Below are 24,570 nucleotides of genomic sequence, written 5' to 3' on the forward strand. Positions count from 1 at the left end.
CCGCCCCACCGGCACCGGCGGCGTCCCGGGCGAGGCACGCGGCCCCTGCGGCCCCCGCCCCCGAGACTCCCGCGGCGGCGGGGTCCGGGGAGCCCAAGAAGTCTGCGGCGAAGACGTCGGCGCCGTCGGCTGCGGCCGTCGCCTCCGCCGCCTATGTCACCCCGATCGTGCGCAAATTCGCCCGTGAGAAGGGAATTGACCTCACCACGGTGACTGGTACGGGCGTGGGCGGGCGTATTCGCAAGCAGGATGTCGAGGAGGCCGCCGTCAAGGCGGTCGAGGCGGCGAAGGCCACGAGGGCGGCGAAAGCCGCCGAGATGACCCGTCCCGCGCCGCCGACCGCCGCGCCGGCGTCCGCACCAGCGCCCTCGTCCAGACCCGCGGTCGATACGACGCTGCGCGGCAAGACCGAGAAGATGAGCCGTCTGCGTCAGGTGATCGCCGAGCGCATGATCGCCTCGTTGCAGACCTCCGCCCAGCTGACCACTGTCGTCGAAGTCGACGTCACCCGTGTCGCCGCTCTACGCGGTCTGGCGAAGAACGACTTCTACGCCAAGAACGGCACGAGGCTGACCTTCCTGCCCTTCTTCGTGGCGGCCGCGACCGAGGCCCTCAAGGCCCATCCGAAGATCAACGCCACGATCGATGGCACGCAGGTGACCTACCACGATGTCGAGCACATCGGCATCGCGGTCGACACCCCGCGCGGCCTGCTCGTGCCGGTCGTCAAGAATGCCGGCGATTTGAGTATCCCGGGACTGGCCAGGCGTATCAACGATCTGGCTGCGCGCACTCGGGAGAACAAAGTCAACCCCGACGAGCTGAGCGGCTCGACCTTCACGATCACGAACACCGGCAGCGGCGGAGCTCTTTTCGACACACCGATCATCAACCAGCCCGAGGTGGCCATCCTCGGCCTGGGCGCGATTCAGAAGCAGCCGCGCGTGGTCAAGGACACCGACGGCGGCGAGGCGATCGCGATCCGCTCGGTGTGCTATCTGGCGCTGTCCTACGACCACCGTCTGGTCGACGGCGCCGACGCCGCCCGCTACCTCATGACGGTCAAGAAGCGCCTCGAGGAGGGCGACTTCGCCGGCGAGCTCGGTCTGTGACCCCGGATCCCGCGACTCATTGCGAGCCGGGTCGATCGTGAGCTGAGGTCCGCACCCGTACGGGTGCGGACCTCAGCTCACGATCCGGTGGACCGACTCCACCGAGCCAGAGCATGCAATGCCCGCCGCAGTGACTCGGCGGGCGAAATCGAGGCGCTCTCCGAGCGTCTTGAGCTCGGCCGCCAGCGGGCCGTCGAGCAGCAACGACGCCAGCCCGTGAACCCCGGCCCAGAACAGGGCCTCGACCTCGGGCGTCGACCCGCCTCCCTGCACCATTTGCGCCAGGCGTGTGAGCTCGCCGCGAGCCCGCTCACCTGCACGCCTCACTTCGGGGAAATTCTCCGGATCGCACATGTCGGGGCGGAACATGATGCGGAATACCCCCGGGTTGCGCAGTGCGAACTCGATGTACGCGTTCGCGGAGGTCTCCAGGGTCGCGGTCAGCCCCCTGGCCTCCAGCCCGTCGTGCGCGGCCGACAGCCGGTTCGCGAGCTCCTCGAAGCCTTCGGTCACCAGCGCTGCGAGAATCGCCTCGCGGTTGGGGAAGTAGTGGTAGGGCGCCTGATGCGTGCACCCCGTGCGACGTGCGGCCTCTCGCATGCTCAACGCGCTCGGGCCATCGTCGTCGAGGAGCTCCCGACTGGTCCGCAGGAGCTCAGCGCGCAGGTCGCGCTCCTCCCGCGTCTTGGAACGGCTCGCAGAATCGAATGTCACGCGCAGCAGTCTAAGGCTGCGGGGAGCCGTGCGGAATCACCGAACTTGACAGTGTCCAGAAAAAGGCTAGTCTCCTACTAGACATTGTCTAGTATGTGAAGTGAGACATTATGTACGACGCCATCGTGATCGGTTCGGGCATCGGCGGACTGACGACCGCGGGACTTCTGGCCCGCGTCGCGGGCAAACGGGTCCTCGTCCTGGAACGTCACACCGAGCCCGGGGGACTGACGCACACCTTCCGGCGCGACGGAGCCTCCTGGGACGTGGGCGTGCACTACATAGGGCAGGTCGGCCCGGGCGACCGGACGCGCGCGTACTTCGACTACCTCTCCGGCGGGCAACTGGAGTGGAACCGCATGCCGGAGGCCTACGACCGCTTCGTCTACCCGGGCATCGACCTGTCGGCCGTCTCCGACCCCGAGCAGTACGAACGCACCCTCATCAGAGCCTTCCCCGACGAGGCCGCAGCGGTCAGCCGCTACTTCAAGGATGTGCGCCGCACTGCGGCATGGACGACTCTCGGCTTCGTCGGGGCGATGGTGCCTCCTCGCTTCGCTCCGGCTCTCAACCTCCTCCAGCGACTGACCGGCCGCACCGCGACCAGCACGACGAAGGACTACCTGGACGCCCGTTTCCGCTCCCCCGAGCTCAAAGCGATTCTGACCGGCCAGTGGGGCGATTACGGGCTGCCGCCCTCACGGTCGGCCTTCGCCGTACACGCCATGATCGTCGCCCATTACCTCGACGGCGCCTGGTTCCCCCGCGGCGGAAGCGCCCGCATCGCACGCACATTCGAGAAGGGGATCGAGCAGACGGGAGGAGCCGTCCGAGTCGCACACGAGGTCACTGAGATCCTCACCGAGGGCGGAGCCGCCGTCGGGGTGCGGGCGCTGGACCGGCGAGGACCGGAGACGCACGAACGGATCCACCGCGCCCCCGTCGTCGTCTCCGCCATCGGCGCGCCGACGACCTTTCAACATCTACTGCCCACTGACGGCGCCGTCGGACGCGCCACGGCCCGGGCGCGAGACACCATCAGACGGCTGGGCGCGGGGAGCTCGGCCACCACTGTGTACCTGAGGCTGAAAGCCGATCCCCGTACCATCGGCGTGGACGGCGGGAACGTCTGGGTCGGCCGCGGCCTCGACCACGACGCCGCCGGCACCAGTGAGAGGGCTCTGCTGGAGGGCGAACCGCAGGAGGTTTTCATCTCCTTCCCCTCGCTGAAATCCGGACAGGAGCCGCATACCGCCGAAATCGTTTCCTTCTGCAGCGCCGAGCCATTCCATCCGTGGGCGCACCGGCCCCGGGGGAACCGCGGCCCCGACTACTCCGCACTCAAGGAGCGAATCGCCTCGGGGATGCTCGCCCTTGCGGAATCGGCCGTACCCGGACTGACCGATCTGGTGGACTACATGGAGATCTCCACGCCCCTGACTTACGAGGACTACACCGCCCACCCCGCGGGGGCCTTCTACGGATTGCCCGCCACCCCCCTGCGGTACACGTCGCCATCATTGGGCCCGCGCACCGCCGTGCCCGGTCTGCTCCTGTCCGGCCAGGACACCGGAAGCGAGGGCGTCGTCGGGGCGATGATGGGCGGTGTGGCGGCCGCCTGCCAGGCGCTGGGCCCGCACGGCTACTCCATGATCAGCAGAGCCGTGCGCTCGGGGCCCGAGAAACGGGTCGGGCGCCCGTACACCCTGCCCGACGGCAAGCACCGCGCCGCCCTGGTCGTCAAACGGCGTCTGACACCCAGTGTCTGGGAGGCGAGGCTCAGCCTCGAGGGATCGGTCGGCGCCTGGACGCCGGGCCAGTTCGCCCGCCTCCACGTGGGCGGGGACGCATGGCGCGACTACTCCATCGCCGGACTCGAGGACGGGATGCTCCGTCTGCTCATCTCGACCCGCACGGGCGGACGGGGATCGCGCTTCATCGAAGAAGTCGAAGAGGGAACGCGCACCGTCGTCGAACTGCCCCTGGGCCGCTATGGACTCACGACGACCGGTCACCGCCGAGTGTTCATCGCTACAGGCACCGGGCTCGCCCCCTTCCTGGCCATGTTCCATCACGCGCAGGGACTTGAGGACGATACCCTGCTGTTCGGCTGCCGCGACCGCGGGGAGGACCTGACGACCCTGATCGATGACGCCGTTCTGCCCGGCCGCGTCGTGCGCTGTCTGAGTCGTGAGACGGTCACCGGTTCCTTCCGCGGGCGGGTGACGGATGCGCTCGCGAGGGCCGACATCGATTTGACAGGAGCGGATGTCTACCTGTGCGGCTCGGCGGCCATGGTGGCGGACTGCCGTCCGTTCCTCGATAGGGCAGGGGTCGCTGACATCCTCACCGAGCCGTACTGACGGCCGCCCGGTGATCGTCTGACGACCGCTGCGGCCACCTCCACCCGCCCGGCGCCGCGCTCAGTCGGCCTGAAGGATCTCGGCCACCCTCCACGGGTCGGGGACCAGAACCAGAATGACGTCCCGGCGCTCCTGAGCGGGCACCGTCCTCTTCGATCCATCAGCCCCGACCCGCGTCGAGGGCCCCTGGAACTGCGAGACGCGAACCGCGGTGGCGCCGGGCCAGCTCTCTTCGATCCGCTGGTCGGTCTGCACGGCGGTGACGGATGAGACCATGGTGTCCAAACCCTCAACGTGCTCCTGCGCCTCGGTGAGCGCCGTCATCAGGGATTCATCGGCCAGGGCCGCGGGCGAATCCGGAACCGTCGTGGCCATCAGGGCCTGCGCATCCCCCTCATTGAGGGCAGTATCGCGCGCCTGGGAGAGTTGAACAACGACCGGCAGCATGTCGCCATCCGCATCGGCATCACCACCGTCGGTGCTCTGCGCTCCGGCGGCGTCCGCATCGAGCGAGCCGGGAGTCTCGACCTGGTCCGCGGAGGGCGTCGCCTCGGCGACCGGTGCGGCCCGCCGCCCGGAAGCCGTACCGGGAATCCACCCCTGAGCCCCCATGCCGACGCCCGCCGCGACTGCGAGCACCAGCACCGCCAACGTCAGGCGGGCTCCGCGACGACGGGGAAGTGACGGGCTCCGCCGGCCCCAGCGCCGAACTGGCCGGCGATCGCAGGCCCCGCCGCGCCTGGAGGCCACAGCGCGCGTCGGCTGAGAGCTCGCGGCCCGCAGGGCCCCCGCCGCCAGCCGGGCCCCGTCGGGCAGCTCGATAACCCCCGGCAGGCCGATCTCGGGAGCACGGGCCGCCAGATCGCGCGCGCTGGGCCGGCCGGCGGGATCGGGATCCAGGGCGTCGGGAAGTACTCGTTCCAGCCGCTCGGCCAGGGCCGGAGAGCCCGCCGCGCACTGACGCAGGAGAGCGGCCAGGGAATAGACATCGGCGGCGGCCGTCGCCGGAGCGCCAGCCTTCCGCTCGGGAGCCGCACTCGCCGGCGTCCCGGTTTCCAGGACGCCGCCCAGCAGGTCGATGAGAACCGGTCGCCCGTCGGTGCTCACGATCACGTTGGCCGCAGCCACGTCGCCGTGAGCCATGCCGCGTTCGTGCATGTGGGCCAGAGCTCCCCCGAGGTCGTCGAGCAAGCGCGCCGCCTCGCTGCGGGTCAGACCTCCACGCGCGCCGAGCACGACGGCCAGGTCCGCGCCCGCAATAAGGTCGCTGACCACGCCCACGCGGTCCCCGGGCAGCGCGAGGACCTGCCGTACCGGGGCTATGGCATCGTTGCGCAACGAACGCAGGTCGGCCAAACGGCGCAAGGTCCTCGCCCCCGCAGCCTTCTCGGACAGGTCCACAATCTGAACCACGACGTCGCGCCCGTCGGGGTCCAGCGCGCGTCGGGGAGCCAGGCGGCCCGAACGGTCGCGCCCCATCGGCTCCCCGACGGCCAGGCCGGCGGACACCAGTTCATCACTGACCTGAGCGGGGAGCCCAACATCCTCGGTGTCCCCGGCGGGACCGGGCTCGTCTGCGCGTGAGGGATCGGGATGCGGGCGGGGCGGGATCGGGGCTCTCATAGCGCTCATGGTCCGCGCCCGACCCGGCGCAGCACCAGATGCGAGACGCCTTGTGGATAACTTCCGTCCGACGGGGAGTCGCGCCTGCGCTCCGAAGCCGAACTGCCATGCGCGAGCCCACGCGTCTGCACGCCCCTGAGCGCGCTGCGATCCACCACGTCCATGCATCACGTCTGCGCGGTGGTTATACGGTGGGAGGGTGCAGCGCCTCGACATCGACCTCGGCCTCCGCCTGGTTCCCTACCACGAAGGGTGGCGGATCCAACGGCGGGTTCACGATGAGGTCGCGAGCGGACGGCGCGCCTCGACGCTCATCGCCCTGGAGCACGAGAGCGTCTACACGGTGGGCCGGCGGGCCCATACGTGGGAGCGCCCCGAGGGAGCGTTCGTCGAACCGGGCCACGTGCCGGTCGTCGACGTCGACCGGGGTGGGAAGACCACATGGCACGGGCCCGGCCAGCTCACGGTCTACCCGATCGTGCACCTGGCACCGCCCGTCGACGTGATCCGGTACGTGAGAGCGTTGGAGGCGGCGGTCATGGACGTGTGCGCCGCCTACGGCCTGGCGACCGTGCGGGTGGTAGGACGCTCGGGCGTATGGGTCTCGGGCGAGCCCGCATCCTGCGGCCCGTTCTCCCGAGCGGGGTGTGACGAGCGCAAAGTGTGCGCCTTGGGAGTGCGGGTGGCGCGGGACGTGACGATGCACGGCATCGGCCTCAACGTGGATACGGACCTAGCCGCCTTCGGCCTGGACAGAATCGTGCCGTGCGGCATCGACGACGCCGGCGTCACCTCGCTGACCGCGGAAACCGGGCGGCGTCTGCGCCCGGTCGACGTGGCCGGCGCGGTCCTCGCCTCACTGGACCGCAGTCTGACACCGCTGGTGGTACAGGACACGCCAACGCGCACCACATGATTGGGCCCTCAGTCCCACGTTCGCCAGGGTCGGGCATAGACTGGCGCCGCCCCATCGTCTGAGGAGTGCTCGTGACTGACACCATCGCCCCCGAGGGCCGTCGCCTTCTACGCGTCGAGGCGCGCAACGCTCGGACGCCGATCGAGCACAAGCCCGCATGGCTGAGAACCCGCGCCGTCGTATCGCAGACCTATCAGGAGGTCCGTGGCCTAGTGCGTCAAAAAGAGCTCCACACGGTGTGCGCACAGGCCAACTGCCCCAATATCTACGAATGCTGGAACGACCGGGAGGCGTCCTTCCTCGTCGGCGGCGAGTTGTGCACCCGGCGCTGCGACTTCTGCGACATCGCCACCGGCCGCCCGACCGAGTACGACCAGAACGAGCCCGTGCGCGTCGCGACGTCCGTGGCCGAGATGGGATTGCGCTACGCCACGGTCACCGGCGTCTCACGCGACGACTTGCCCGACGGCGGCGCCTGGCTGTACGCCGAGACGGCCCGGCAGGTCCACGCGATGGTGCCCGGCTGCGGCATCGAACTGCTCGTGCCCGACTTCGGGGGTCGCGACGAGCCTCTGGCGGAGGTGTTCTCCTCCGCACCGGAGGTCTTCGCGCACAACCTCGAGACCGTCCCGCGCATTTTCCGACGCATTCGTCCAGCATTCTCCTACGAAGGCAGCCTGGAGGTCCTGACCCGGGCCTCCGACGCCGGGCTGCTGACCAAGTCGAACCTCATCCTGGGGATGGGAGAAACCTCTGCGGAGATCGAAGAGGCGATCCGCGATCTGGTCGACGCCGGAGTCGATATCCTCACCATCACCCAGTACATGAGACCGTCCAAACTGCACCATCCTATCGACCGGTGGGTCAAGCCCCAGGAGTTCGTGGCCCTGGCGACGATGGCCGAGGGGATGGGGATCGCCGCCGTCATGAGCGGCCCCATGGTGCGCTCCTCCTACCGCTCCGGCATGCTCTGGGGTAGGGCCATGCGCGCCAAGGGACGCCCCATCCCCGAGGATATGGCCGCGCTCGCAGCTCCCACGACCGCCCGGCAGGAGGCCGGTTCCATCCTCGCTCGTCAGCGGGAGGCGGGTTCCTCCTGACGGCGCTCGGCGACGAGCGCCTGAACGAGCATTCCCACCCGCGCCGCAGCCGTGTGCGCAACGGCATGACGCGGTCGGCTATGGTGGAGGACCGTGAGCACAGCCCCCAGCGCCCGGTCCGGGAAGAAGCGCCGTCTCGGCCAGTACGTCCAGAACATCAAAGACTCCTACACCATCTCCCGCAGGACCTACCCGTGGATCGGGTGGGCCCTGCTCGGGACACTGGTCGTCCTGCTCGTCCTGGCCGTGGTCCTCGCTCTGACGACCCACCAGGCGACCTGGTACTGGATCTTCATGGCGGTGCTGCTCGCAGCGGTCGTCGACATGGCCATTCTGTCGTGGACGGTACGGCGGGCCTCCTACGCCCAGATCGAGGGCAGGCCGGGGGCGGCCAAGTTCGTGCTCGATCAGAGCAGCCGCGGCTGGTACGTCGAGTCGAACCCGGTCCACACCAATCCCAAGACTCAGGATGTCATCTGGCGCATGGTGGGCCGTCCCGGCGTGGTGCTCGTGGCCGAGGGTCCCACCGGCCGTCTCCGCGAAGCGATCGCCGATGAGCAGAAGGTACTGCACCGCATCCTGTCCACGGTGCCCGTGCACGTCATCAACGTCGGCACCGACGAAGGACAGACTCGGCTGATCGATCTGCAATCCACGTTGCGTAAACTGCCGACCAAGCCCACCAGACTCACCGACGCCGAGATCGGCCAGGTCTCCAAGCGCTTGTCCTCCCTGTCCTCCAAGGGCCTGCCCATTCCTAAGGGCATCGATCCGGCCAGGGCTCGGCCGGACCGACGGGCCATGAGGGGCCGCTGAGCCCGACGAGCCGGTGGAACCGACGAAGCCGAGGGCTCCCGCTGCGGTCGGTCGGGCACCTGAAGCGAAACAACGGGGACACACGTGCGGCACACCCGCGTTACGGCTCTCCCGCTATTGTTTTCTCAGCCGCACACCGCGTCGCCGCAGTAGACCGAGCCGGCGGCCGAGGCGGACACCCCTACGGAGGAGCACCATGTTCAAGGACGCGTCCGAGGCCCTCGCCTACATTGAGAAGGAGGGGGTCGCACTCGTCGACGTCCGCTTCTGCGACCTGCCGGGCGTCATGCAGCACTTCACGATCCCGGTGGTCGCTTTCAAGGAGGACGCCCTGACCAACGGTCTGATGTTCGACGGCTCCTCGATCCGCGGGTTCACAGCGATCCACGAATCCGACATGAAGCTCGTCCCCGACGTCACCACAGCTTTCCTCGACCCGTTCCGCGAGGAGAAGACCCTGGTCATCAACTTCTCGATCGTGGACCCGTTCACGGACGAGCGGTTCTCCCGCGACCCCCGATCGATCGCCGCCAAGGCTGAGGACTACCTGCGATCCACCGGTATCGCCGACACCTGTTACATCGGGGCTGAGGCGGAATTCTACCTCTTCGACTCCGTGGAGTACGAGACCACCCCTGCCTCCACCCGTTACGCCATCGACTCGAACGAGGCGGCGTGGAACACCGGCCGCAGCGAGGAGGGCGGCAATAAGGGCTACAAGACGCAATTCAAGGGCGGCTACTTCCCGGTCTCCCCCTCCGACCAGATGGCCGACATCCGTGACGCCATGGTGCGCACCTGTCTGGAGGCGGGGCTGGAGATCGAACGCGCCCACCACGAGGTCGGCACCGCTGGTCAGCAGGAGATCAACTACCGTTTCGCCTCCCTCCTGGCCGCCGGCGATGACATGATGAAATTCAAGTACATCGTGAAGAATGAGGCCTGGCGCAGGGGCAAGACGGCCACTTTCATGCCCAAGCCGATCTTCGGCGACAACGGTTCGGGCATGCACTGTCACCACTCGCTGTGGAAGGACAGCAAGCCGCTGTTCTTCGACGAGCGCGGCTACGGCCAGCTCTCCGATTACGCGCGGTGGTACATCGGCGGCATCCTGAGACACGCCCCCAGCCTGCTCGCCTTCACCAACCCGTCGGTGAGTTCCTTCCGCCGTCTGGTGCCGGGTTTCGAGGCCCCGGTCAATCTGGTCTACTCCGCCCGTAACCGCTCAGCGTGCATCCGTATCCCGGTCACGGGCTCGTCACCGAAGGCCAAGCGCATCGAGTATCGCGTGCCCGACCCATCGGCCAACCCGTACCTGTGCTTCTCGGCCGTCCTCATGGCGGGCATCGACGGCATTCGCAACCGTATCGAGCCACGCGAGCCCATTGACAAGGACCTCTACGAGCTGGCTCCCGAGGAGTACCACGACATCGACAAACTGCCGTACTGCCTGGATCAGGCGCTCGACGCTTTGGCGGCCGACCACGATTACCTCATCGAAGGCGACGTATTCACCCCCGATCTCATCGAGACGTGGATCGAGTACAAGCAGGACAACGAGATCGTGCCCATGCGGCTGCGTCCGCACCCCTACGAATTCGAACTCTACTACGGGCTGTGACGGGCGGAGGCGGGACCGCATCGGCCCCGGCACTGCGGCCCCGCCCGCCCTCGACCGGCGGGGCCGCCGCCGTCCGACGGGTCGGCGCGCACGATCAGCCAACGTGTGAAATGTCACTTCGATGGAATGCATAATTATTTCTATTGTGCATAATCTATTAACAGCATGAGCCGGGCTGTTCCGACTCGTCCGCCCACCCCGAGGAGCACCGATGAGGACCATCCACGTACTGGCCGCCGGCCTGTGCCTCACCCTGTCCGGCGCTCTCGCAGGCTGCACCAACGCCGCGGACTGGAAGGCCATGCAGGACAACCGGGGTTCCAACTCCGCAGAGGGCTACGACACCTCCGGCATCGAGCCCCAGGACGGCATCATTGCTATGCTGCCTGAAGGGGCACTGGCCGACGGCGTGCTCGACGTCGCCGCCTCCACTGACTACGCCCCAGCCGAGTTTCTCGACACCGACGGTACCGCGATCGGCTACGACGTCGATCTGACCAAGGCCATCGCCGCGGTCCTCGGCGTCTCCTCCACCACCCACACCGCCGAGTTCGACTCGATCATCGCGGCTGTGGGAACCAAGTACGACGCCGGCATCTCATCCTTCACGGTCACCAACGAGCGCGAGGCCGCTCTGGACATGGTCTCCTATATCAACGTCGGCTCACGCTTCACCGTGGTCGCCGGCAACCCTGAGGGCGTCAACTCCTCCGACCACCTCGATCTGTGCGGGCTGACGATCGGATTCCAGACGGGTACCAGCCAGGACGACGCAGTCAGGGCCGACTCCCGGACCTGCGTCGATGCCGGCAGATCCGCCATCGACCTTCGCGCTTACAACACCCAGTCCGAGGCAACCACAGCACTGACCGGAGGTACTATCGACGCCGTCTACTCCGATTCGACCGTGGCCGGCTACGCCGCCGAGAACACCGGTGGCGAGGTCGAAACGATCGGCGAGACCGAGGACGCCCTGCCCCAGGCCATCGTCCTGTCGAAGAGCGACCCTCGGTTCAACGCGGCGATCCAGGCGGCGGTCCAGTACCTCATGGATTCCGGTATCTGGACCGACATCCTCGCCTCTTGGGGCATTACCGACGCGGCGCTGACCACCGCCGAGATGAACCCGAAAGTGGAGGATTGAGTCATGCCTACAGCACCCGCGACCGGCGAGCAGCGCATTCAGCTCAACCATCTCAAGCCGGTTCCGCGCCCCGGCACCTGGGTCAGTGCCGTGGTCGTCCTCCTCCTGGGCGCCATGTTCGTCCATGCTCTGGTGACGAACCCCAAATTCCACTGGTCAACGGTCTGGTTCTTCTTCCGAGAGGTCCACGTGGTCCACGCCGTCGGCTGGACCCTACTGCTGACCTTCCTGGCAATGGCGATCGGCATCGTCCTGGCGGTGACGACTGCGATCATGCGACAGTCGACTAATCCCGTCCTGCGCTGGGTGTCGCTGGGATACTTGTGGTTCTTCCGCGGAACGCCGATCTATACGCAGCTGGTGTTCTGGGGCGCGCTGTCCGCCTTGTACCAGCACCTGAGCCTGGGCGTGCCCTTCGGGCCCGAACTCCTGACCTTCAAGACGACCTCGGTGTTCACCCCCTTCATCGCGGCAACGCTGGGACTGGGCATCAACGAGGGCGCCTACCTGTCCGAGATCGTCCGTTCGGGACTGGCCAGTGTCGACCCCGGGCAGGCTGAGGCCGCCGGCGCCCTGGGCATGAGCAAGGGCCAGATCCTGCGGCGCATCGTCCTTCCGCAAGCCATGCGCGTCATCGTGCCCCCCACCGGTAACGAGACGATCTCCATGCTCAAGACGACCTCACTGGTCCTGGCGGTTCCCTTCTCGCTGGACTTGACCTTCGTGACGAACTCCTACGCCTCGTTCACCTACCAAACGATTCCACTTCTCATCGTCGCCGCACTGTGGTACATCATCATCACCTCGATCCTCATGGTCGGTCAGCATTACATTGAGCGCTACTACGGCAAAGGCTTCGAGGGCGCGGCGACCAAAGGGGTCAGGCGCGGCCGCGCTCTGTCGGCCCGTCAGCAGGCGGTCCTGAACTCTCGCACAGCTGAGGACAATCCCTTCCTGGAGGTCACCCCATGAGTACGTCCGACACGGCTGAAGCGGCCGGCGGCGGCACCGAGGACAGGACCGGTGGATCCGACTCGGCGGTCGGCGAGACGGCCGGAGCCGCCGACGCGGGGTCCGTGACGCCCCCCGTCGCCAAGGTTCTCGTGCGCGGCCTGCACAAGTTCTTCGGCGAGCTGCACGTTCTCAAGGGCATCGATCTGCGGGTCGAGCCGGGCTCGGTCACGGTGCTCGTGGGTCCCTCCGGCTCGGGTAAGTCGACCCTGCTGCGCTGCATCAACGAGCTGGAGTCCATCGATGCCGGCCGGGTGTGGGTCGACGGCGAACTCATCGGCATGCGGGAGGTCGAGCGCTCCGACGGCAGCATCCAGTTGCATGCTCTGACGGACAGGGAGCGCGCTCGACAGCGCTCCAAAATCGGTATGGTTTTCCAGCGCTTCAATCTCTTCCCCCATATGACGGCCCTGGGCAACGTCATGGAAGCGCCGGTCCAGGTGAGAGGGCTAAGCAAGGACGGAGCACGTCACCGCGGCGTCGAACTGCTGGAGCGCGTGGGGCTGGGTGAGCGTCTGGACCACTACCCCTCCCAGCTCTCCGGCGGTCAGCAGCAGCGTGTGGCGATTGCCCGGGCACTGGCCATGGACCCCGAACTCATGCTCTTCGACGAGCCGACCAGCGCGCTGGACCCCGAGCTCGTCGGCGAGGTGCTCCAGGTGATGAAGGACCTCGCGGCGGACGGCATGACAATGGTCGTCGTCACCCATGAAATGGGATTCGCCCGCGAGGTCGGTGACCAGCTGGTCTTCATGGACGGCGGCACCATCTGCGAATCGGGCGACCCCGTTGAGATCCTCGATCACCCCACCGAGGCCCGCACCCGGGAGTTCCTGTCCTCGGTGCTGTAGGCGGCCGCAGGCATTGCATTGCGAGGTCCTGGACCCACGATCCGGCGGTGAGCGAAGCGACTCAGGGCGACGCCCTCCACTCCCCCTCGTTCCAGCTGATCAGACGCCAGCCGGAATCCGGGTCGCCCTCGACCAGTGAAGTGCTCGCGTTGCCCATGGGGTGCTCGGCAACCCAGTCGGGGTCGATTCCCCCGCCCGGCGCGGCGGCTAGAGCCGTCCACAGGCGCAGGACGGTGCCATGGGCGACCAGCAGTGCGGTGCCCTCGCCGTCCGGGCCGATGATCCGATGGGTCGCGCAGGCGATGCGAGCCACAACGTCGTTGAATCGACCGAAGGTATCGGCCCCGTCCTCAGGGCTGCCGGGCAAACGCGCCGCAGTGCGCCCGATCATCCATGCTCGCGTCGTGTCCGTGTAGCAGGCCACAGAACGAGCGTCCGTGCGCATCTCCAGGTCTCCGGCGAGCACCTCGCGCAGGCCCGACTCCACATGGGCGCTCAGACCTGTGGCGCGCTCCACCGGAGCGATCGTCTCGCGCGCCCGCGCAATGGGCGATGTCCACAAGGAGGATACGGCATCCAGGTGCCCGCCGGCCTCTAGGCGGCCCGGTAACGAGGCGGCCTGAGTCAGGCCAGTGGCATCCAAGGAGTTACCGGGGAAAGCGGTGTCGAGAGCACCCATGATGTTGGCGATGGTCCGTCCGTGGCGGACGAGGAAAAGCTTCACGGGCACATCCTGCCAGGGATTTCATCGCCGGCTCCCCGGCTGCCCGGGTGGTCAGGACCACGGGTAGGGACCGTTGTTGCGACGCGTCGCCGACCGTCGGGAAGGCCTGACCGAGGGTTGCGGCGGTCGCATGGGCGGCTGCGCGGGCGGCCATGAAGATCGCGAAGAATCCGACGTCGGCGCCCTGCCGATGCCGCGAGTCGTCCCCGGCTCCTTCCTCGGAGGGGCCGATCCACCGGATGTTCCCATCGCACCGGCCTCCTCGGGCCCGGGCCCACCATCCCCGAAGACGACCCGTTCGACGACGCGGCGAGCATGCCGGGCACGACGTCGATAGAGATCCTCGAGGTCGCGCTCCCGCCCCGGAACCATTCCCAGCAGACGGCCGACCAGCCGGATCTCCCGAGGACTGTCGGGCAGGACTTCGACACGCGCCCCATGGTCCCGTCCGGTACCCAGCACGGTCGCGGCCCTCACGCGCGAGGCGAGCAGCCAGGCCTGCCTCAGGTCGCCCGCCTCGTCCTCGCTCAGCAGTCCCGCCTCCTGGGCCGCGTCGAGCGCTGCGAGAGTCGAGGTCGTGCGCAGTCCCGGCACCCACGCGGCGTGCTGAAGCTGGAGAACCTGCGCCGCCCACTCGACATCAGACAGACCGCCGGGACCGAGCTTGAGATGGCGTGCGGGTGCCGTACCACGCGGCAACCGCTCGGCCTCCATACGCGCCTTGAGCCGGCGGATCTCCCGCAGCCCCTCCCGGGTGAGCCCCTCGGGACTCCAGCGCAGGGGCGCCACCAGCTCTTCGAAGGCGCGTGCGAGTCCGGCGTCACCGGCGCAGGCCCGAGCCCGCAGCAGCGCCTGACGCTCCCACACCGCCGACCACCGCTCGTAGTACTTGGCATAGGAGTCCAGTGTCCGACTCATGGGTCCGTGGTGGCCCTCGGGGCGTAGATCGGCGTCGACCTCCAGGGAGTGGGGCCGAGCCCCGGAGAGCAGACGCACGGTCCATCGGGCCAGGGCGTCGGCCTCCTCGGCGGCGGCTCGCGGGTCAACGCCGGATTTCGGCTCATGCACGAACAGGACATCGGCATCGGAGGCGTAAGTGGTCTCGGCCCCGCCGAGGCGTCCCATGGCGACCACCGAGTGCCGGGCCAGGGCCCCGGGCCAGGTGCCGGCCTCGTCTGGTCCGGTCGCCACCGCCTCGGGGCCCTCGCGCAGGGCGATGACCACACCGGTCGCCACGGTCAGCACCCCGTCAAGGACCGCGTCGGTGGCGTCGGTCAGAATGCGAGCGGTGCGTTCGGGATCGACGCCGTCCAAGGAGTCCGCCAGGGCGGCGCGGATGAGTTCGCGGGTGCGCACGCTCATGAGCGCGTGCACCGCCTCCGCCGCCCAGTCCTGCAGCCCGGCCCCGTCGTCTCCGCTGAGGGCGCGGCGCCGCAGGAGACTGCGGACCTCCGTGCGCAGAGTCCTCGGATCGCGGGCGGTCAGCTCATCCGCGCCGTCAAGCCAGGCGATCGACTCGGGCCGCTCAGCCAGACGTTCGGTGGTCCACCGCGCCCCGGACAGCACGTGGCACAGGCAGCGAGCGGCGGCCCTGGAGTCGCGCAGCATCGCCAAGTACCAGTGAGAGCCGCCGATCGTCTCCGACAGGAGCCTGAAGGACAGCAGGCCGTTATCGGGGTCCGGCCCCTGACCCAGCCAGCCGATGATGACGGGCAGGAGCTGGCGCTGGATCGCTGCGCGTCTGCTGACCCCCTCGGTCAGGGCGTGGATGTGGCGCAGAGCGCCGTCGGGGTCGAGGTAGCCCACCGCCTTGAGGCGCTCACGCGCCGCTTGCGGACTCAGCGTCATCTCGTCGGCCGTCAATGCGGCGGCGGCCGCGAGCAGCGGCCTGTAGTAGATCTCCTCATGGAGAGCACGCACGCGTCGACGCGTGGAGACGAAGATCGACCACAGGGCCTCGGGCTCTCCCATGACACGCCGGTCGATGCCTCGGCCCAGCCGACGAAGAGCCCCCTCACCGTGAGGCAGGTCATGAGTTCGCTGGAGGCGGTAGAGCTGACTGCGGTGCTCCAACAGCCGCAACAGCCGGTAGCAGGAATCGAGTTCGGCCGCGTCGGCGCGTCCCACGTACCCGTCGGCGGACAGTTCGGCCAAGGCGCCGAGAGTCGAACGCACATGCAGGCGCTCGTCACCGCGCCCGTGGACGAGTTGGAGGAGCTGGACGGTGAACTCGACGTCCCGCAGTCCGCCCGGACCGAGCTTGATACGACGATCCTCCTCGCCGACGCGCCCCGACTCGTTCTCGACGCGCCTGCGCATGGCTCGAGCGTCGTCCACGAAATTCTCCCGGCTACTGGCCTGCCAGACGAAGGGGTCCACGGCCCGTGCGTAGGCGGCGCCGAGTTCGGCGTCGCCGGCGCAGGGCCGCGCCTTGAGCAGCGCCTGGAACTCCCATGAGGCGGCCCAGCGCTCGTAGTAGGTCACGTGCGAAGCCAGGGTCCGCACGAGCGCCCCGTCCTTACCCTCGGGACGCAGTGCCGTATCCAACGGCCATAGGGGCTGCTCATCCCCGGTGGCCGACGTCGCGTGCGCCAGTTCGACGGCGAGCTCGGTTCCCAGACGCACGAGCTCGTCCTCGTCGACGCTCCGATCGGACGGGGCCGCGGCGGGGGCATCGAACGACTCGGCGAGCCCGACGACGTAGACGACGTCGACGTCGGAGACGTAGTTGAGCTCGCGTGCTCCGGTCTTGCCCATAGCGATGACAGCCAGGGACACGGGGTCGGATCGCGGCCCTACACTGGCGCGGGCGATAGTCAGAGCGGCATCCAGGGCGGCGTCCGCGAGTCGGGTCATGCGTTCGACCACCACAGTCAGATGAGCCAGTGGGTCGGGGCTGGTCAGATCATCGGCGGCGATGGCCAGCAAACGGTCCCGGTAAGCCACCCGCATGGCGGTGGTGGCCGAGTCGACGCGCGCCCGCCGCTCGTCGCCCTCAGCGTCGCCGAGGGCGGAGCGAACCGCCTCGCCCACAACGACATCGACCGGCGGCTGGGCGGGGGCATCGACGGCGTGCGCGGGATCCAAAGCGCACAGGTGCTCGGGGTGACTGACCAGGAAGTCCCCCAGCGCCTGAGAGGACCCCAGGACGGCCAGGAGCCGATGCCGGTGCTCGATCCGCATCCGCGACGAGGAGTCCTGCTCTTCGGCATCCTCGTGCCCGTCGTCGATGTCCAAAGACGCGAGAAGAGCACGCAGATCCTGGCCGCCGGGGCCGACGGCGGACGCCAGGCGCGTCAATGAGAGCAGTGCGAGGTCGGGGTCCGCGGCGGCGCCGAGCTCTTCGACGAGCCGGATCCGCACCGAGTCGAGCTCGTCGTCGAGCGGAGATGGCGGGGAGAAGGGTAGCAGTCGGCTCAGGGCCTCGTCGTGCAGGCACGAGATGGCTCGTTCGGCGTTGGCGAAGCCCGCTCGCGCCAACCGTGTGCGCGGACTGGTGCGCCGCCGCCCGAAGGGTCCGGAGGGCGTCTCCGTCCATCTGTCGGTCACGGCGCGCCTCCGCATCAGGCCCGCGGGAAGAACTGGCTGAGCTCGAAGGCGGTGACCTGCGCGTCGTAGGCCTGGTATTCGCGACGCTTATTGCGCATGAAGTACTCGAAAGCGTCCTCACCCAGGGTGTCGGCGACCAGGTCGGAACCGCTCATGGCCCCCACCGCCCGTTTGAGCGAGGTCGGTAGGGCGGCGATGCCCATCGCCTGCCGCTCTCCCCCGGTCAGCGCCCACACGTCATCCTCGGTCTCAGTGGGCAACTCGTATCCCTCCTCGATCCCCTTCAGGCCCGCGGCCAGAATGGCGGCATAGGCCAGATAGGGGTTGGCCGAGGAGTCGATACCGCGGTACTCCACGCGCACGGACTGTCCTTTGCCCGGCTTGTGCATGGGCACGCGTACGAGGGCCGAGCGGTTGTTGTGGCCCCAGCACACGTAGCTGGGCGCCTCATCACCGCCCCACATGCGCTTGTAGGAGTTGACGTGCTGATTGGTCACGGCGCAGATCTCCGAGGCGTGGTGCAAAAGCCCGGCGATGAAGGAGCGCCCGGTCGTCGACAGCTGGTACTCGCCGGATGGGTCGTAGAAGGCGTTGCGGTCGCCTTCGAACAGGGAGAAATGCGTGTGCATGCCGCTACCCGGATGGCCGACGAAGGGTTTAGGCATGAAGGTGGCCAGGCTGCCCTCCTGGAGAGCCACCTCTTCGACGACGGCGCGGAAGGTCATGATGTTGTCGGCCATGGACAGGGCGTCGGCGAACCGCAGGTCGATCTCGTTCTGGCCGGGGCCGCCCTCGTGGTGGGAGAACTCCACGGAGATGCCCATCTGCTCGAGCATGAGGATCGCCCGGCGTCGGAACTCGTGAGCAGTGCCGCCCGGAACATGGTCGAAGTACCCGGCGTGGTCGGCGGGGGTAATTCGGCCCCCGGCGTCCCGGTTGACGAGGTAGAACTCGATCTCGGGATGGATGTAGCAGGTGAAGCCGGCGTCGGCGACCTGTGCCAGCTGACGTTCCAGGACAGCCCGCGGGTCGGTGCGCACGGGCTCGCCGTCGGGTGTCAGGACATCGCAGAACATGCGGGCGACGCCGTTGGCGCCGTCGCGCCAGGGCAGCATCTGGAAGGTCGACGGGTCCGGGGACAGCAGCATGTCCGACTCGTAGACGCGGGTGAGCCCCTCGATGGCAGAGCCGTCGAAGCCGATGCCCTCCTCGAATGCGCCCTCCACCTCCGCAGGGGCGATGGCCACGGACTTCAGCTGCCCCAGGACGTCGGTGAACCACAGGCGGATGAAGCGGATGTCGCGCTCCTCGATCGCCCGCAGAACGTACTCCTGCTGCTTGTCCATGTGCATCGCCTTCCTGAGCGGGGTCCCTGGACGCGACCCAATGACCGGCGCGGCCGTCGGCCGGTACGGAGTCGATCCCATCATGCCGCATCATGCTGCGTTCGCGTGTCCGCCGCGTTGCGAAGCGCCTAGGCTTGCTCTCATGTCGACCACTGACTCGCCCGACGGGACGGCTGTCCCCTCCCTCGCCGACCCCGGTACAGCAGGGGTCAGGAAAGTGCGCGTGCACCACCTGGCCCAGGCCAAGGCGCGTGGCGAACGCCTGACCATGCTCACAGCCTACGACGCCGTGACGGCCCGTATCCTGGATGGGGCGGGTACGGACATGCTGCTCGTCGGCGACTCGATCGGGAACGTGGCTCTGGGTTACGACTCGACCCTGCCGGTTTCGCTCGACGAGATGATCGTGGCCACGCGGTCGGTGGCTCGGGCGGCGCGCCGGGCCCTGGTGGTGGCCGACCTGCCCTTCGGAACCTACGAAGCGAGCCCGCAGCAGGCCCTGGCCAGTGCTGTCCGACTGGTGCGGGCGGGGGCCAACGCCGTCAAATTCGAGGGCGGGCGTCCGCGCGCGGACACCGTGCGTCTGCTCGGCCAGGCCGGCATCCCCGTCATCGGGCACCTCGGCTTCACACCGCAGTCGGTCAACGCCCTGGGCGGTTTCCGCGTCCAGGGCCGGGGCGAGGAGGCCGCCGAGACCCTCCTGGCCGACGCGATGGCACTGGCCGAGGCCGGCGCCGCCGCGATCGTGCTGGAGATGGTCCCCGCGCCCGTGGCGGCGCGGATCACCGAGACGTGCCCGGCCCCGATCATCGGCATCGGCGCGGGGGCGCAGTGCGACGGCCAGGTGCTGGTGTGGACCGACATGGCGGGCATGACGGATTGGGCACCGCGCTTCGCTCGGCAGTTCGGGCAGGTCGGCGAGGCCCTGCGACAGGCGGCGCAGGCATACGGCGAGGCCGTGCGCGAGGGAGCCTTCCCCGCTGAGGAGCACACCTTCTCACACTGAGGCAGCCGTCTGCGCGCCGGTGGCTCAAACACGGGCATTGAGAGCGAGCCCGGCCCCGATGCCGACGAGCATCGTACCGGTGATGCGGTCCGTCCAGCGTCCCAGCGGGCCTTCGGGACCCGAGCCCGTCCTCGGCGCCGGCCAAGGGGCCCCGGCACGAGCGCACCCAGCCAGATCAGGCAGCACAGACCGCGGATAGCGGCGAGCATGACGCCCATGGCTGGCGAGCGGAGACGCAGGCCGTCATGAACTGCGGGATGGTCGCGAGGCAGAAAACGCCGGCCTTCGGGTTGAGCAAGTCGGTGGTCAGCCCCGTCACCCGCCCTCGCCACAGCGGGACGGCGGAGCGTCCCGGGCCGGCCGCGGACGACAGCTTCGCGGACGTCGCGGATTCCGGCCCCCGCCGTGCAAGGCCCCATCCTTCCAGACGTTGCGCCCATCCCGCCTCCCGGTCGTGGAGCCCCGGAACGAGCGTAGGAGCATACCAGCGCCCGTCGTTCATACCAGGTACGCAGCCCCGGCAGCGACAGCAGTCGGTACGCGGTTCGGGAGGCGGAGAGCACCGCGGTCGCGCCAATGCCGGCGGCCGCGCCCCAGAGGAGGATCCCAGTGACGATACCGACGACGGTGGCCAAGGCCGTAGGTGCGGGGTGTCGATGGCGCGCGATGTCGCTCGCCGATAGCGGTACGGTCGGATTCTCGCCGTGCTCGGATCGAACGGCGGGGCCGTGCACGGCCCCGCACGGCGCAGAGCGTCCTCTTCATCCGAACTGCACGAGTCCGTCTCAGCGGTCCCAGCGGAACGAGTCGGGCAAACCCCTCACAGCCCTTCGGGACGGCCCCAGTCGATGGGCGCCGGGACAACGCCGGCGAAAACGCCCGTCAGGTCCTCAACCTGGAAGGTGATGCCCTGGCCGGCCGGGTCCCGCGCCCATTCCAGGAGGCGGGGCGCGCCGTCGGCAGCGGCGGGGTCGACCCGGACGGTGGTGACCGAGCAGTTGGCCATGGGCGTCATGCCGTAGATCTCGGAACCGATCCACCGACTCATGATCGTCATGAGCGTCATGCCATGGGAGACGACGAGGACCTTCTCATCATATGCGCCGTCGGCCGTCGGCCCTGTACGCAGATCGGTCATGATGCGCGCGAGCGCGCCGTCGAGATCAGCCAGGTAGTCCATCGCGGTGATCCCCTCGGGGGCGCCGGGATGAGTGCCGGCGATGACGGAGGGGAGGAACTCGGCTGCGGGCAGAGCGGCATGCATCTGGCCGTCGGGTCCGCCGTCGTAGACGCCGTAGTTGTACTCGCGCAGCCCAACGAGGTCGACCGGGACGACATCAGGATGGGGCTCCAGGAGGATTCGGGCGGTTTCCTGAACCCGCCCCTGCGGGCTGAGATAGGTACGCGTCAACGGAACGTGCGCCAGGAAATCACGACAGATCTCGGCTCCGCGACGACCCGACTCCGTCAGAGGCGAGTCGACCGCACCCTGCGTGCGGTGCAGCTCGTTCAGGACGGTGCGACCATGCCGCACGAAATGGATCTCGGCCATGTGGCCATCGTATGGCACGTCTGGCACGTCTTTGGTGATGAAGCCGCGGCCCCGATCGGCCCGAGAACGCAGGGCGGCTCTCATCCTCCGACCGGCGACGCAGACCCCGCGATCGGGTCCCGTCGACTCGGAATCACGACCGGTGGGGCGAGTGCGCACCTATGCTGACTCTATGAATCTTGCCGACCGTGCTCCTCGCGGCACGCTCGTGCCGGGGACCCTGGGCCCCCGCCGCCACGTGCCCGATTCCATCGACCGTCCCGAGTACATGTTCCACGACGGTCCCGAACGGGTGACGGCCTCCGACGTCAAGGATCCTGAGACCATCGAACGCATCCGCGCCGCCGGCCGGGTGGCCGCCCGCGCTATGGCCGAGGCCGCCGCCGTCATCGCCCCCGGTGTCACCACCGACGAGCTCGACCGTATAGCCCACGAGTACATGTGCGACCACGGCGCCTACCCGTCCTGCCTGGGCTACATGGGCTTCCCCAAATCGATCTGCACCTCGATCAACGAGGTCATCTGCCACGGCATCCCCGACTCGACCGTCCTCAAGGAGGGCGACCTCATCAACTTGGACGTCACCGCCTATCTCGACGGCGTCCACGGCGACACGAACGCGACCTACCCGGTCGGCGAGATCGACGCTGGGACGGCTGCGCTCATCGAGCGCACGCGCACTGCGATGGAGCGCGGGATCAGAGCGGTGCGGCCCGGTCGCGAAGTCAATGTCATCGGCAGAGTGATCGAGAAATACGCCAAGCGCTTCGACTACGGGGTGGTGCGCGACTACACGGGCCACGGCGTGGGCGAGGCCTTCCATTCGGGCCTCATCATTCCTCACTACGACGCCGCCCCCATGTACGCCGACGTCATGGAAGTCGGCATGGTGTTCACCATCGAGCCGATGCTCACATTGGGCACCGAGACGTGGGAGCAGTGGGACGACGGCTGGACCGTAGTGACCAGGGACAGGTCGCGCACCGCCCAGTTCGAACACACTCTGGCGGTCACCGAGAACGGTGCGGACGTACTCACCCTGCCCTGACATCTGACATCGCCGGCTGCGTCCGGCCCCGCTCAAGGCGTATGGTGACTGCCGATGCCGCCGAAGCAACCCGCGTGGGGCAGTACTCCCCGGTACTCTCCGGTCACTCCGGTCTGGGACGTGCTCCGACGTCACGGTAACGTGACCACCACGTGTACATTCTCATCTGAGACGATGGACGTCGTCCGATGACCCATAGACCCATACCCGACCCTCCCGGAGGTTCTCCATGGCTCTTCGCTTCAACCCGCCGCCGAACTGGCCGGCGCCCCCGGAAGGATTCAATCCTCCCGCGGGATGGCAGCCCGATCCCGCCTGGGGGCCGGCGCCGGAGGGCTGGCAGCTGTGGGTCGAGGACTCAACGCCCGGTACCAGTGCGGGATCCGCTCCGCAGACGGGCTCGGCCGCCGATGCAGCCTGGGCGCCCACCCAGGCGGTCCCGACGGGCTCCTCCGTGGCCGACCCGACGGGCCAGTCCGCATCGGCGCCTTCGGGGGATTACACCGGCTCGACGCCCTTCGGCGGCTCCGTACCGGGGAGCGACTCCTCCTCGGGTGCCGCCCCGTACGCACCCGGTATGAACTACGCGCAGTCCCCGACTCCGTACCACAACCAGAGCGGCGCTCCCGGCTCCGGAGGAGGACTCCCCCCGCAGGGAGGACCGAGCTGGCAGCCCGGCATGAGCGCCCCCATGGGCCCCAGGCCCGTCACCAGGCAGTGGTGGTTCTGGCTCATCATCGTCTTGGTCGTGGTGGCGCTGCTCGCGGGCGTACTCGTGGTCGTCAACAGTCGTAGTCACAACAGCCACAACAATGCCACCGGGCCTACTGCGGTCTCCTCCCAGGGATCGTACCCCACGTCGCAGTCCGGCAGCGGCAGCGGCCCCGGCGGCGGCGCGAACCCCGGAGCCTCATCCACGCCCAGTCCGGGCAGCCCGGGAACAACGGAGAAGAACCCGCTGCCCGCGGATCAGACCATCACCATGAGCGCGGGAAAGTACAGTACCGACGAGGGAGCGTCGGTCGACGTCTCCCTGGGCGTCGTCGAGTGGAACGCCAATGATTCGCTCAAGTCGCAGATGAACAGGTACAGCTGGCATGAGCCGGACAGTGGCAAGGTCTACGTGCGCGTCCCGGTGGAGATCACCTACCACGGCACGAGCAAATTCAACTCGAGCAACCTGAAAATCGAGTATGACCAGGACGGCAACACGACGTCGGCTGAGAATACCCTGACCTACTCGGCCAAGGACGAGTTCTCGGCTCAGGACATGCCCCGGGACGGGGGCACGGCCAAGGGTTACTTCACCTTCCAGCTGACGACGCAGCAGGCTAACGACAAGGCCGGCGTGTGGGTCATCACCGCCTTCATGGACAACAACGGCACTTACGTCAAGCCCAAGCTGGCCTGATCCTGCATCCGGGCCGGCATGCGGTCACCGTATGGCGGGGCGTCCATCCGGGCTCAGTCTGGGGTGGACACCCCGCCATGTTGCTGCTGTCGCAATCGGCGCGGGGCCGCATCCGCGCAGGCACGTCGGAGGGCGGACACCGCACCCGTCGGCCGAGGCCGGTGAGAAGCCCTGTCGAGGAGCGGACGAGCCGACCTGTACGCCGGGTTCTGTTGCCGCCCGCCGTTACCGGCGCGGCGGTGGCGGCCATCCATCTCGGCCCGCCGTTGCCGGTGGGCTCGCGCGACCTACCCGCAGGCTCGGGCGAGCAGCCCTCGAACGCCTGCTGTACGGTCTTGCTCCGAACGGGGTTTGCCGAGCCGCCGCAGTCGCCTGCGGTGCTGGTGGGCTCTTACCCCACCGTTTCACCCTTACCGGCTGGCTGTCCGGCCGGCGGTCTGTTCTCTGTGGCGCTGTCCCGCGGGTCACCCCGGGTGGCCGTTAGCCACCGTCCTGCTCTGTGGAGCCCGGACGTTCCTCGATCCCCCGGTTGCCCAGGAGCACCGCGGCCGCCCAGTCGACTCGTCCGCGGCAGCATCCTACCGGTCCCTGACGCGCCCACGCATCCGGTTGCGGACATGTGGACACACGGACGCGGCGAGCCGTAGCGCCGGCGAGCGACCC

Annotated in this window: 18 protein-coding genes and 1 other RNA gene; 12 read left to right on the forward strand and 7 right to left on the reverse strand. The window is 68.4% G+C overall.

Features of this window, described 5'->3' with window-relative positions; all coding sequences use genetic code 11:
* Window positions 1–1,112: 2-oxoglutarate dehydrogenase, E2 component, dihydrolipoamide succinyltransferase (sucB, locus tag HMPREF9062_RS08305; RefSeq protein ID WP_009749655.1), on the forward strand; the 1,112-nt coding region annotated here is incomplete at its 5' end.
* 72 nt (window positions 1,113–1,184) lie between these two features.
* Here sucB and HMPREF9062_RS08310 read toward each other — a convergent pair.
* Window positions 1,185–1,826, reverse strand: coding sequence for a TetR/AcrR family transcriptional regulator (locus HMPREF9062_RS08310; protein WP_009749656.1), 642 nt, complete (start codon window positions 1,824–1,826; stop codon window positions 1,185–1,187).
* Between the two features lie 107 nt (window positions 1,827–1,933).
* Between HMPREF9062_RS08310 and HMPREF9062_RS08315 the strand changes: the two genes are divergently transcribed.
* On the forward strand, window positions 1,934–4,189 hold the full coding sequence (locus HMPREF9062_RS08315; protein ID WP_034254008.1) for an NAD(P)-binding protein: 2,256 nt from the start codon (window positions 1,934–1,936) through the stop codon (window positions 4,187–4,189).
* 60 nt (window positions 4,190–4,249) lie between these two features.
* Here the strand turns inward: HMPREF9062_RS08315 and HMPREF9062_RS08320 are convergent, their stop codons facing one another.
* The gene (locus tag HMPREF9062_RS08320; protein WP_156789999.1) at window positions 4,250–5,812 is read right to left on the reverse strand and encodes a protein kinase domain-containing protein; all 1,563 of its coding nucleotides are present in this window, start codon (window positions 5,810–5,812) and stop codon (window positions 4,250–4,252) included.
* Between the two features lie 199 nt (window positions 5,813–6,011).
* Here HMPREF9062_RS08320 and lipB point away from each other — a divergent pair, with 199 nt between their 5' ends.
* The 7 genes from lipB (at window position 6,012) to HMPREF9062_RS08355 (ending at window position 13,271) form a co-directional block, all read left to right on the forward strand.
* Window positions 6,012–6,728, forward strand: coding sequence for a lipoyl(octanoyl) transferase LipB (lipB, locus tag HMPREF9062_RS08325; protein ID WP_009749659.1), 717 nt, complete (start codon window positions 6,012–6,014; stop codon window positions 6,726–6,728).
* Window positions 6,729–6,799: 71 nt separating this feature from the next.
* Window positions 6,800–7,828, forward strand: a complete 1,029-nt coding sequence (locus HMPREF9062_RS08330; RefSeq protein ID WP_034254012.1) for a lipoyl synthase — start codon at window positions 6,800–6,802, stop codon at window positions 7,826–7,828.
* 93 nt (window positions 7,829–7,921) lie between these two features.
* Entirely contained in the window at window positions 7,922–8,644 is a 723-nt protein-coding gene (locus HMPREF9062_RS08335) for a DUF4191 family protein (protein WP_009749661.1), read from the forward strand.
* Between the two features lie 196 nt (window positions 8,645–8,840).
* A complete protein-coding gene (glnA, locus tag HMPREF9062_RS08340) occupies window positions 8,841–10,265 on the forward strand; it encodes a type I glutamate--ammonia ligase (RefSeq protein ID WP_009749662.1) in 1,425 nt (474 codons plus the stop codon).
* A 211-nt stretch (window positions 10,266–10,476) separates the two neighbouring features.
* The gene (locus tag HMPREF9062_RS08345) at window positions 10,477–11,409 is read left to right on the forward strand and encodes an ABC transporter substrate-binding protein (protein WP_009749663.1); all 933 of its coding nucleotides are present in this window, start codon (window positions 10,477–10,479) and stop codon (window positions 11,407–11,409) included.
* A 3-nt stretch (window positions 11,410–11,412) separates the two neighbouring features.
* The gene (locus HMPREF9062_RS08350; RefSeq protein ID WP_009749664.1) at window positions 11,413–12,381 is read left to right on the forward strand and encodes an amino acid ABC transporter permease; all 969 of its coding nucleotides are present in this window, start codon (window positions 11,413–11,415) and stop codon (window positions 12,379–12,381) included.
* A gap of 104 nt (window positions 12,382–12,485) precedes the next feature.
* Window positions 12,486–13,271, forward strand: coding sequence for an amino acid ABC transporter ATP-binding protein (locus tag HMPREF9062_RS08355; protein WP_034254886.1), 786 nt, complete (start codon window positions 12,486–12,488; stop codon window positions 13,269–13,271).
* A gap of 61 nt (window positions 13,272–13,332) precedes the next feature.
* On the opposite strand, the gene HMPREF9062_RS08360 is transcribed toward HMPREF9062_RS08355, so the two are convergent.
* From HMPREF9062_RS08360 to HMPREF9062_RS08370, 3 genes are read right to left on the reverse strand one after another with little or no spacing between them, the layout of a single operon-like run.
* Window positions 13,333–13,995 carry a histidine phosphatase family protein gene (locus tag HMPREF9062_RS08360; RefSeq protein WP_034254016.1) on the reverse strand — a complete coding sequence of 221 codons (663 nt, stop codon included), beginning with the start codon at window positions 13,993–13,995 and terminating at the stop codon, window positions 13,333–13,335.
* A gap of 51 nt (window positions 13,996–14,046) precedes the next feature.
* Window positions 14,047–17,559: a bifunctional [glutamine synthetase] adenylyltransferase/[glutamine synthetase]-adenylyl-L-tyrosine phosphorylase gene (locus HMPREF9062_RS08365; RefSeq protein WP_009749667.1), complete on the reverse strand. Its 3,513-nt coding sequence runs from the start codon at window positions 17,557–17,559 to the stop codon at window positions 14,047–14,049.
* Window positions 17,559–18,890, reverse strand: a complete 1,332-nt coding sequence (locus tag HMPREF9062_RS08370) for a glutamine synthetase family protein (protein ID WP_034254888.1) — start codon at window positions 18,888–18,890, stop codon at window positions 17,559–17,561. Before HMPREF9062_RS08370 ends, HMPREF9062_RS08365 begins: the two co-directional genes overlap by 1 nt.
* A 142-nt stretch (window positions 18,891–19,032) precedes the next feature.
* On the opposite strand from HMPREF9062_RS08370, the gene panB reads away from it, so the two are divergent.
* Entirely contained in the window at window positions 19,033–19,896 is an 864-nt protein-coding gene (panB, locus tag HMPREF9062_RS08375; RefSeq protein ID WP_009749669.1) for a 3-methyl-2-oxobutanoate hydroxymethyltransferase, read from the forward strand.
* An 820-nt stretch (window positions 19,897–20,716) separates the two neighbouring features.
* On the opposite strand, the gene HMPREF9062_RS08380 is transcribed toward panB, so the two are convergent.
* Window positions 20,717–21,448, reverse strand: coding sequence for a histidine phosphatase family protein (locus HMPREF9062_RS08380; protein ID WP_009749671.1), 732 nt, complete (start codon window positions 21,446–21,448; stop codon window positions 20,717–20,719).
* 172 nt (window positions 21,449–21,620) lie between these two features.
* On the opposite strand from HMPREF9062_RS08380, the gene map reads away from it, so the two are divergent.
* Window positions 21,621–22,496 carry a type I methionyl aminopeptidase gene (gene map, locus HMPREF9062_RS08385; RefSeq protein WP_034254019.1) on the forward strand — a complete coding sequence of 292 codons (876 nt, stop codon included), beginning with the start codon at window positions 21,621–21,623 and terminating at the stop codon, window positions 22,494–22,496.
* 229 nt (window positions 22,497–22,725) lie between these two features.
* Window positions 22,726–23,907 carry a hypothetical protein gene (locus HMPREF9062_RS08390; protein ID WP_034254021.1) on the forward strand — a complete coding sequence of 394 codons (1,182 nt, stop codon included), beginning with the start codon at window positions 22,726–22,728 and terminating at the stop codon, window positions 23,905–23,907.
* 182 nt (window positions 23,908–24,089) lie between these two features.
* On the opposite strand, the gene rnpB is transcribed toward HMPREF9062_RS08390, so the two are convergent.
* Window positions 24,090–24,471: RNase P RNA component class A (gene rnpB, locus HMPREF9062_RS12265), an RNA gene on the reverse strand.
* Between the last annotated feature and the right edge of the window lie 99 nt (window positions 24,472–24,570).

This window comes from Actinomyces sp. oral taxon 448 str. F0400 (genome assembly GCF_000220835.1).
In the GTDB taxonomy this organism is placed as follows: Bacteria; Actinomycetota; Actinomycetes; order Actinomycetales; family Actinomycetaceae; genus Actinomyces.

Coding starts and splice junctions, on each gene's coding strand:
- HMPREF9062_RS08320 (WP_156789999.1), bottom strand. CDS start 5,812: ATGAGAGCCCCGATCCCGCCCCGCCCGCATCCCGATCCCTCACGCGCA.
- glnA (WP_009749662.1), top strand. CDS start 8,841: ATGTTCAAGGACGCGTCCGAGGCCCTCGCCTACATTGAGAAGGAGGGG.
- HMPREF9062_RS08345 (WP_009749663.1), top strand. CDS start 10,477: ATGAGGACCATCCACGTACTGGCCGCCGGCCTGTGCCTCACCCTGTCC.
- HMPREF9062_RS08350 (WP_009749664.1), top strand. CDS start 11,413: ATGCCTACAGCACCCGCGACCGGCGAGCAGCGCATTCAGCTCAACCAT.
- HMPREF9062_RS08365 (WP_009749667.1), bottom strand. CDS start 17,559: ATGCGGAGGCGCGCCGTGACCGACAGATGGACGGAGACGCCCTCCGGA.
- HMPREF9062_RS08370 (WP_034254888.1), bottom strand. CDS start 18,890: ATGGACAAGCAGCAGGAGTACGTTCTGCGGGCGATCGAGGAGCGCGAC.
- panB (WP_009749669.1), top strand. CDS start 19,033: ATGTCGACCACTGACTCGCCCGACGGGACGGCTGTCCCCTCCCTCGCC.
- HMPREF9062_RS08380 (WP_009749671.1), bottom strand. CDS start 21,448: ATGGCCGAGATCCATTTCGTGCGGCATGGTCGCACCGTCCTGAACGAG.
- map (WP_034254019.1), top strand. CDS start 21,621: ATGAATCTTGCCGACCGTGCTCCTCGCGGCACGCTCGTGCCGGGGACC.
- HMPREF9062_RS08390 (WP_034254021.1), top strand. CDS start 22,726: ATGGCTCTTCGCTTCAACCCGCCGCCGAACTGGCCGGCGCCCCCGGAA.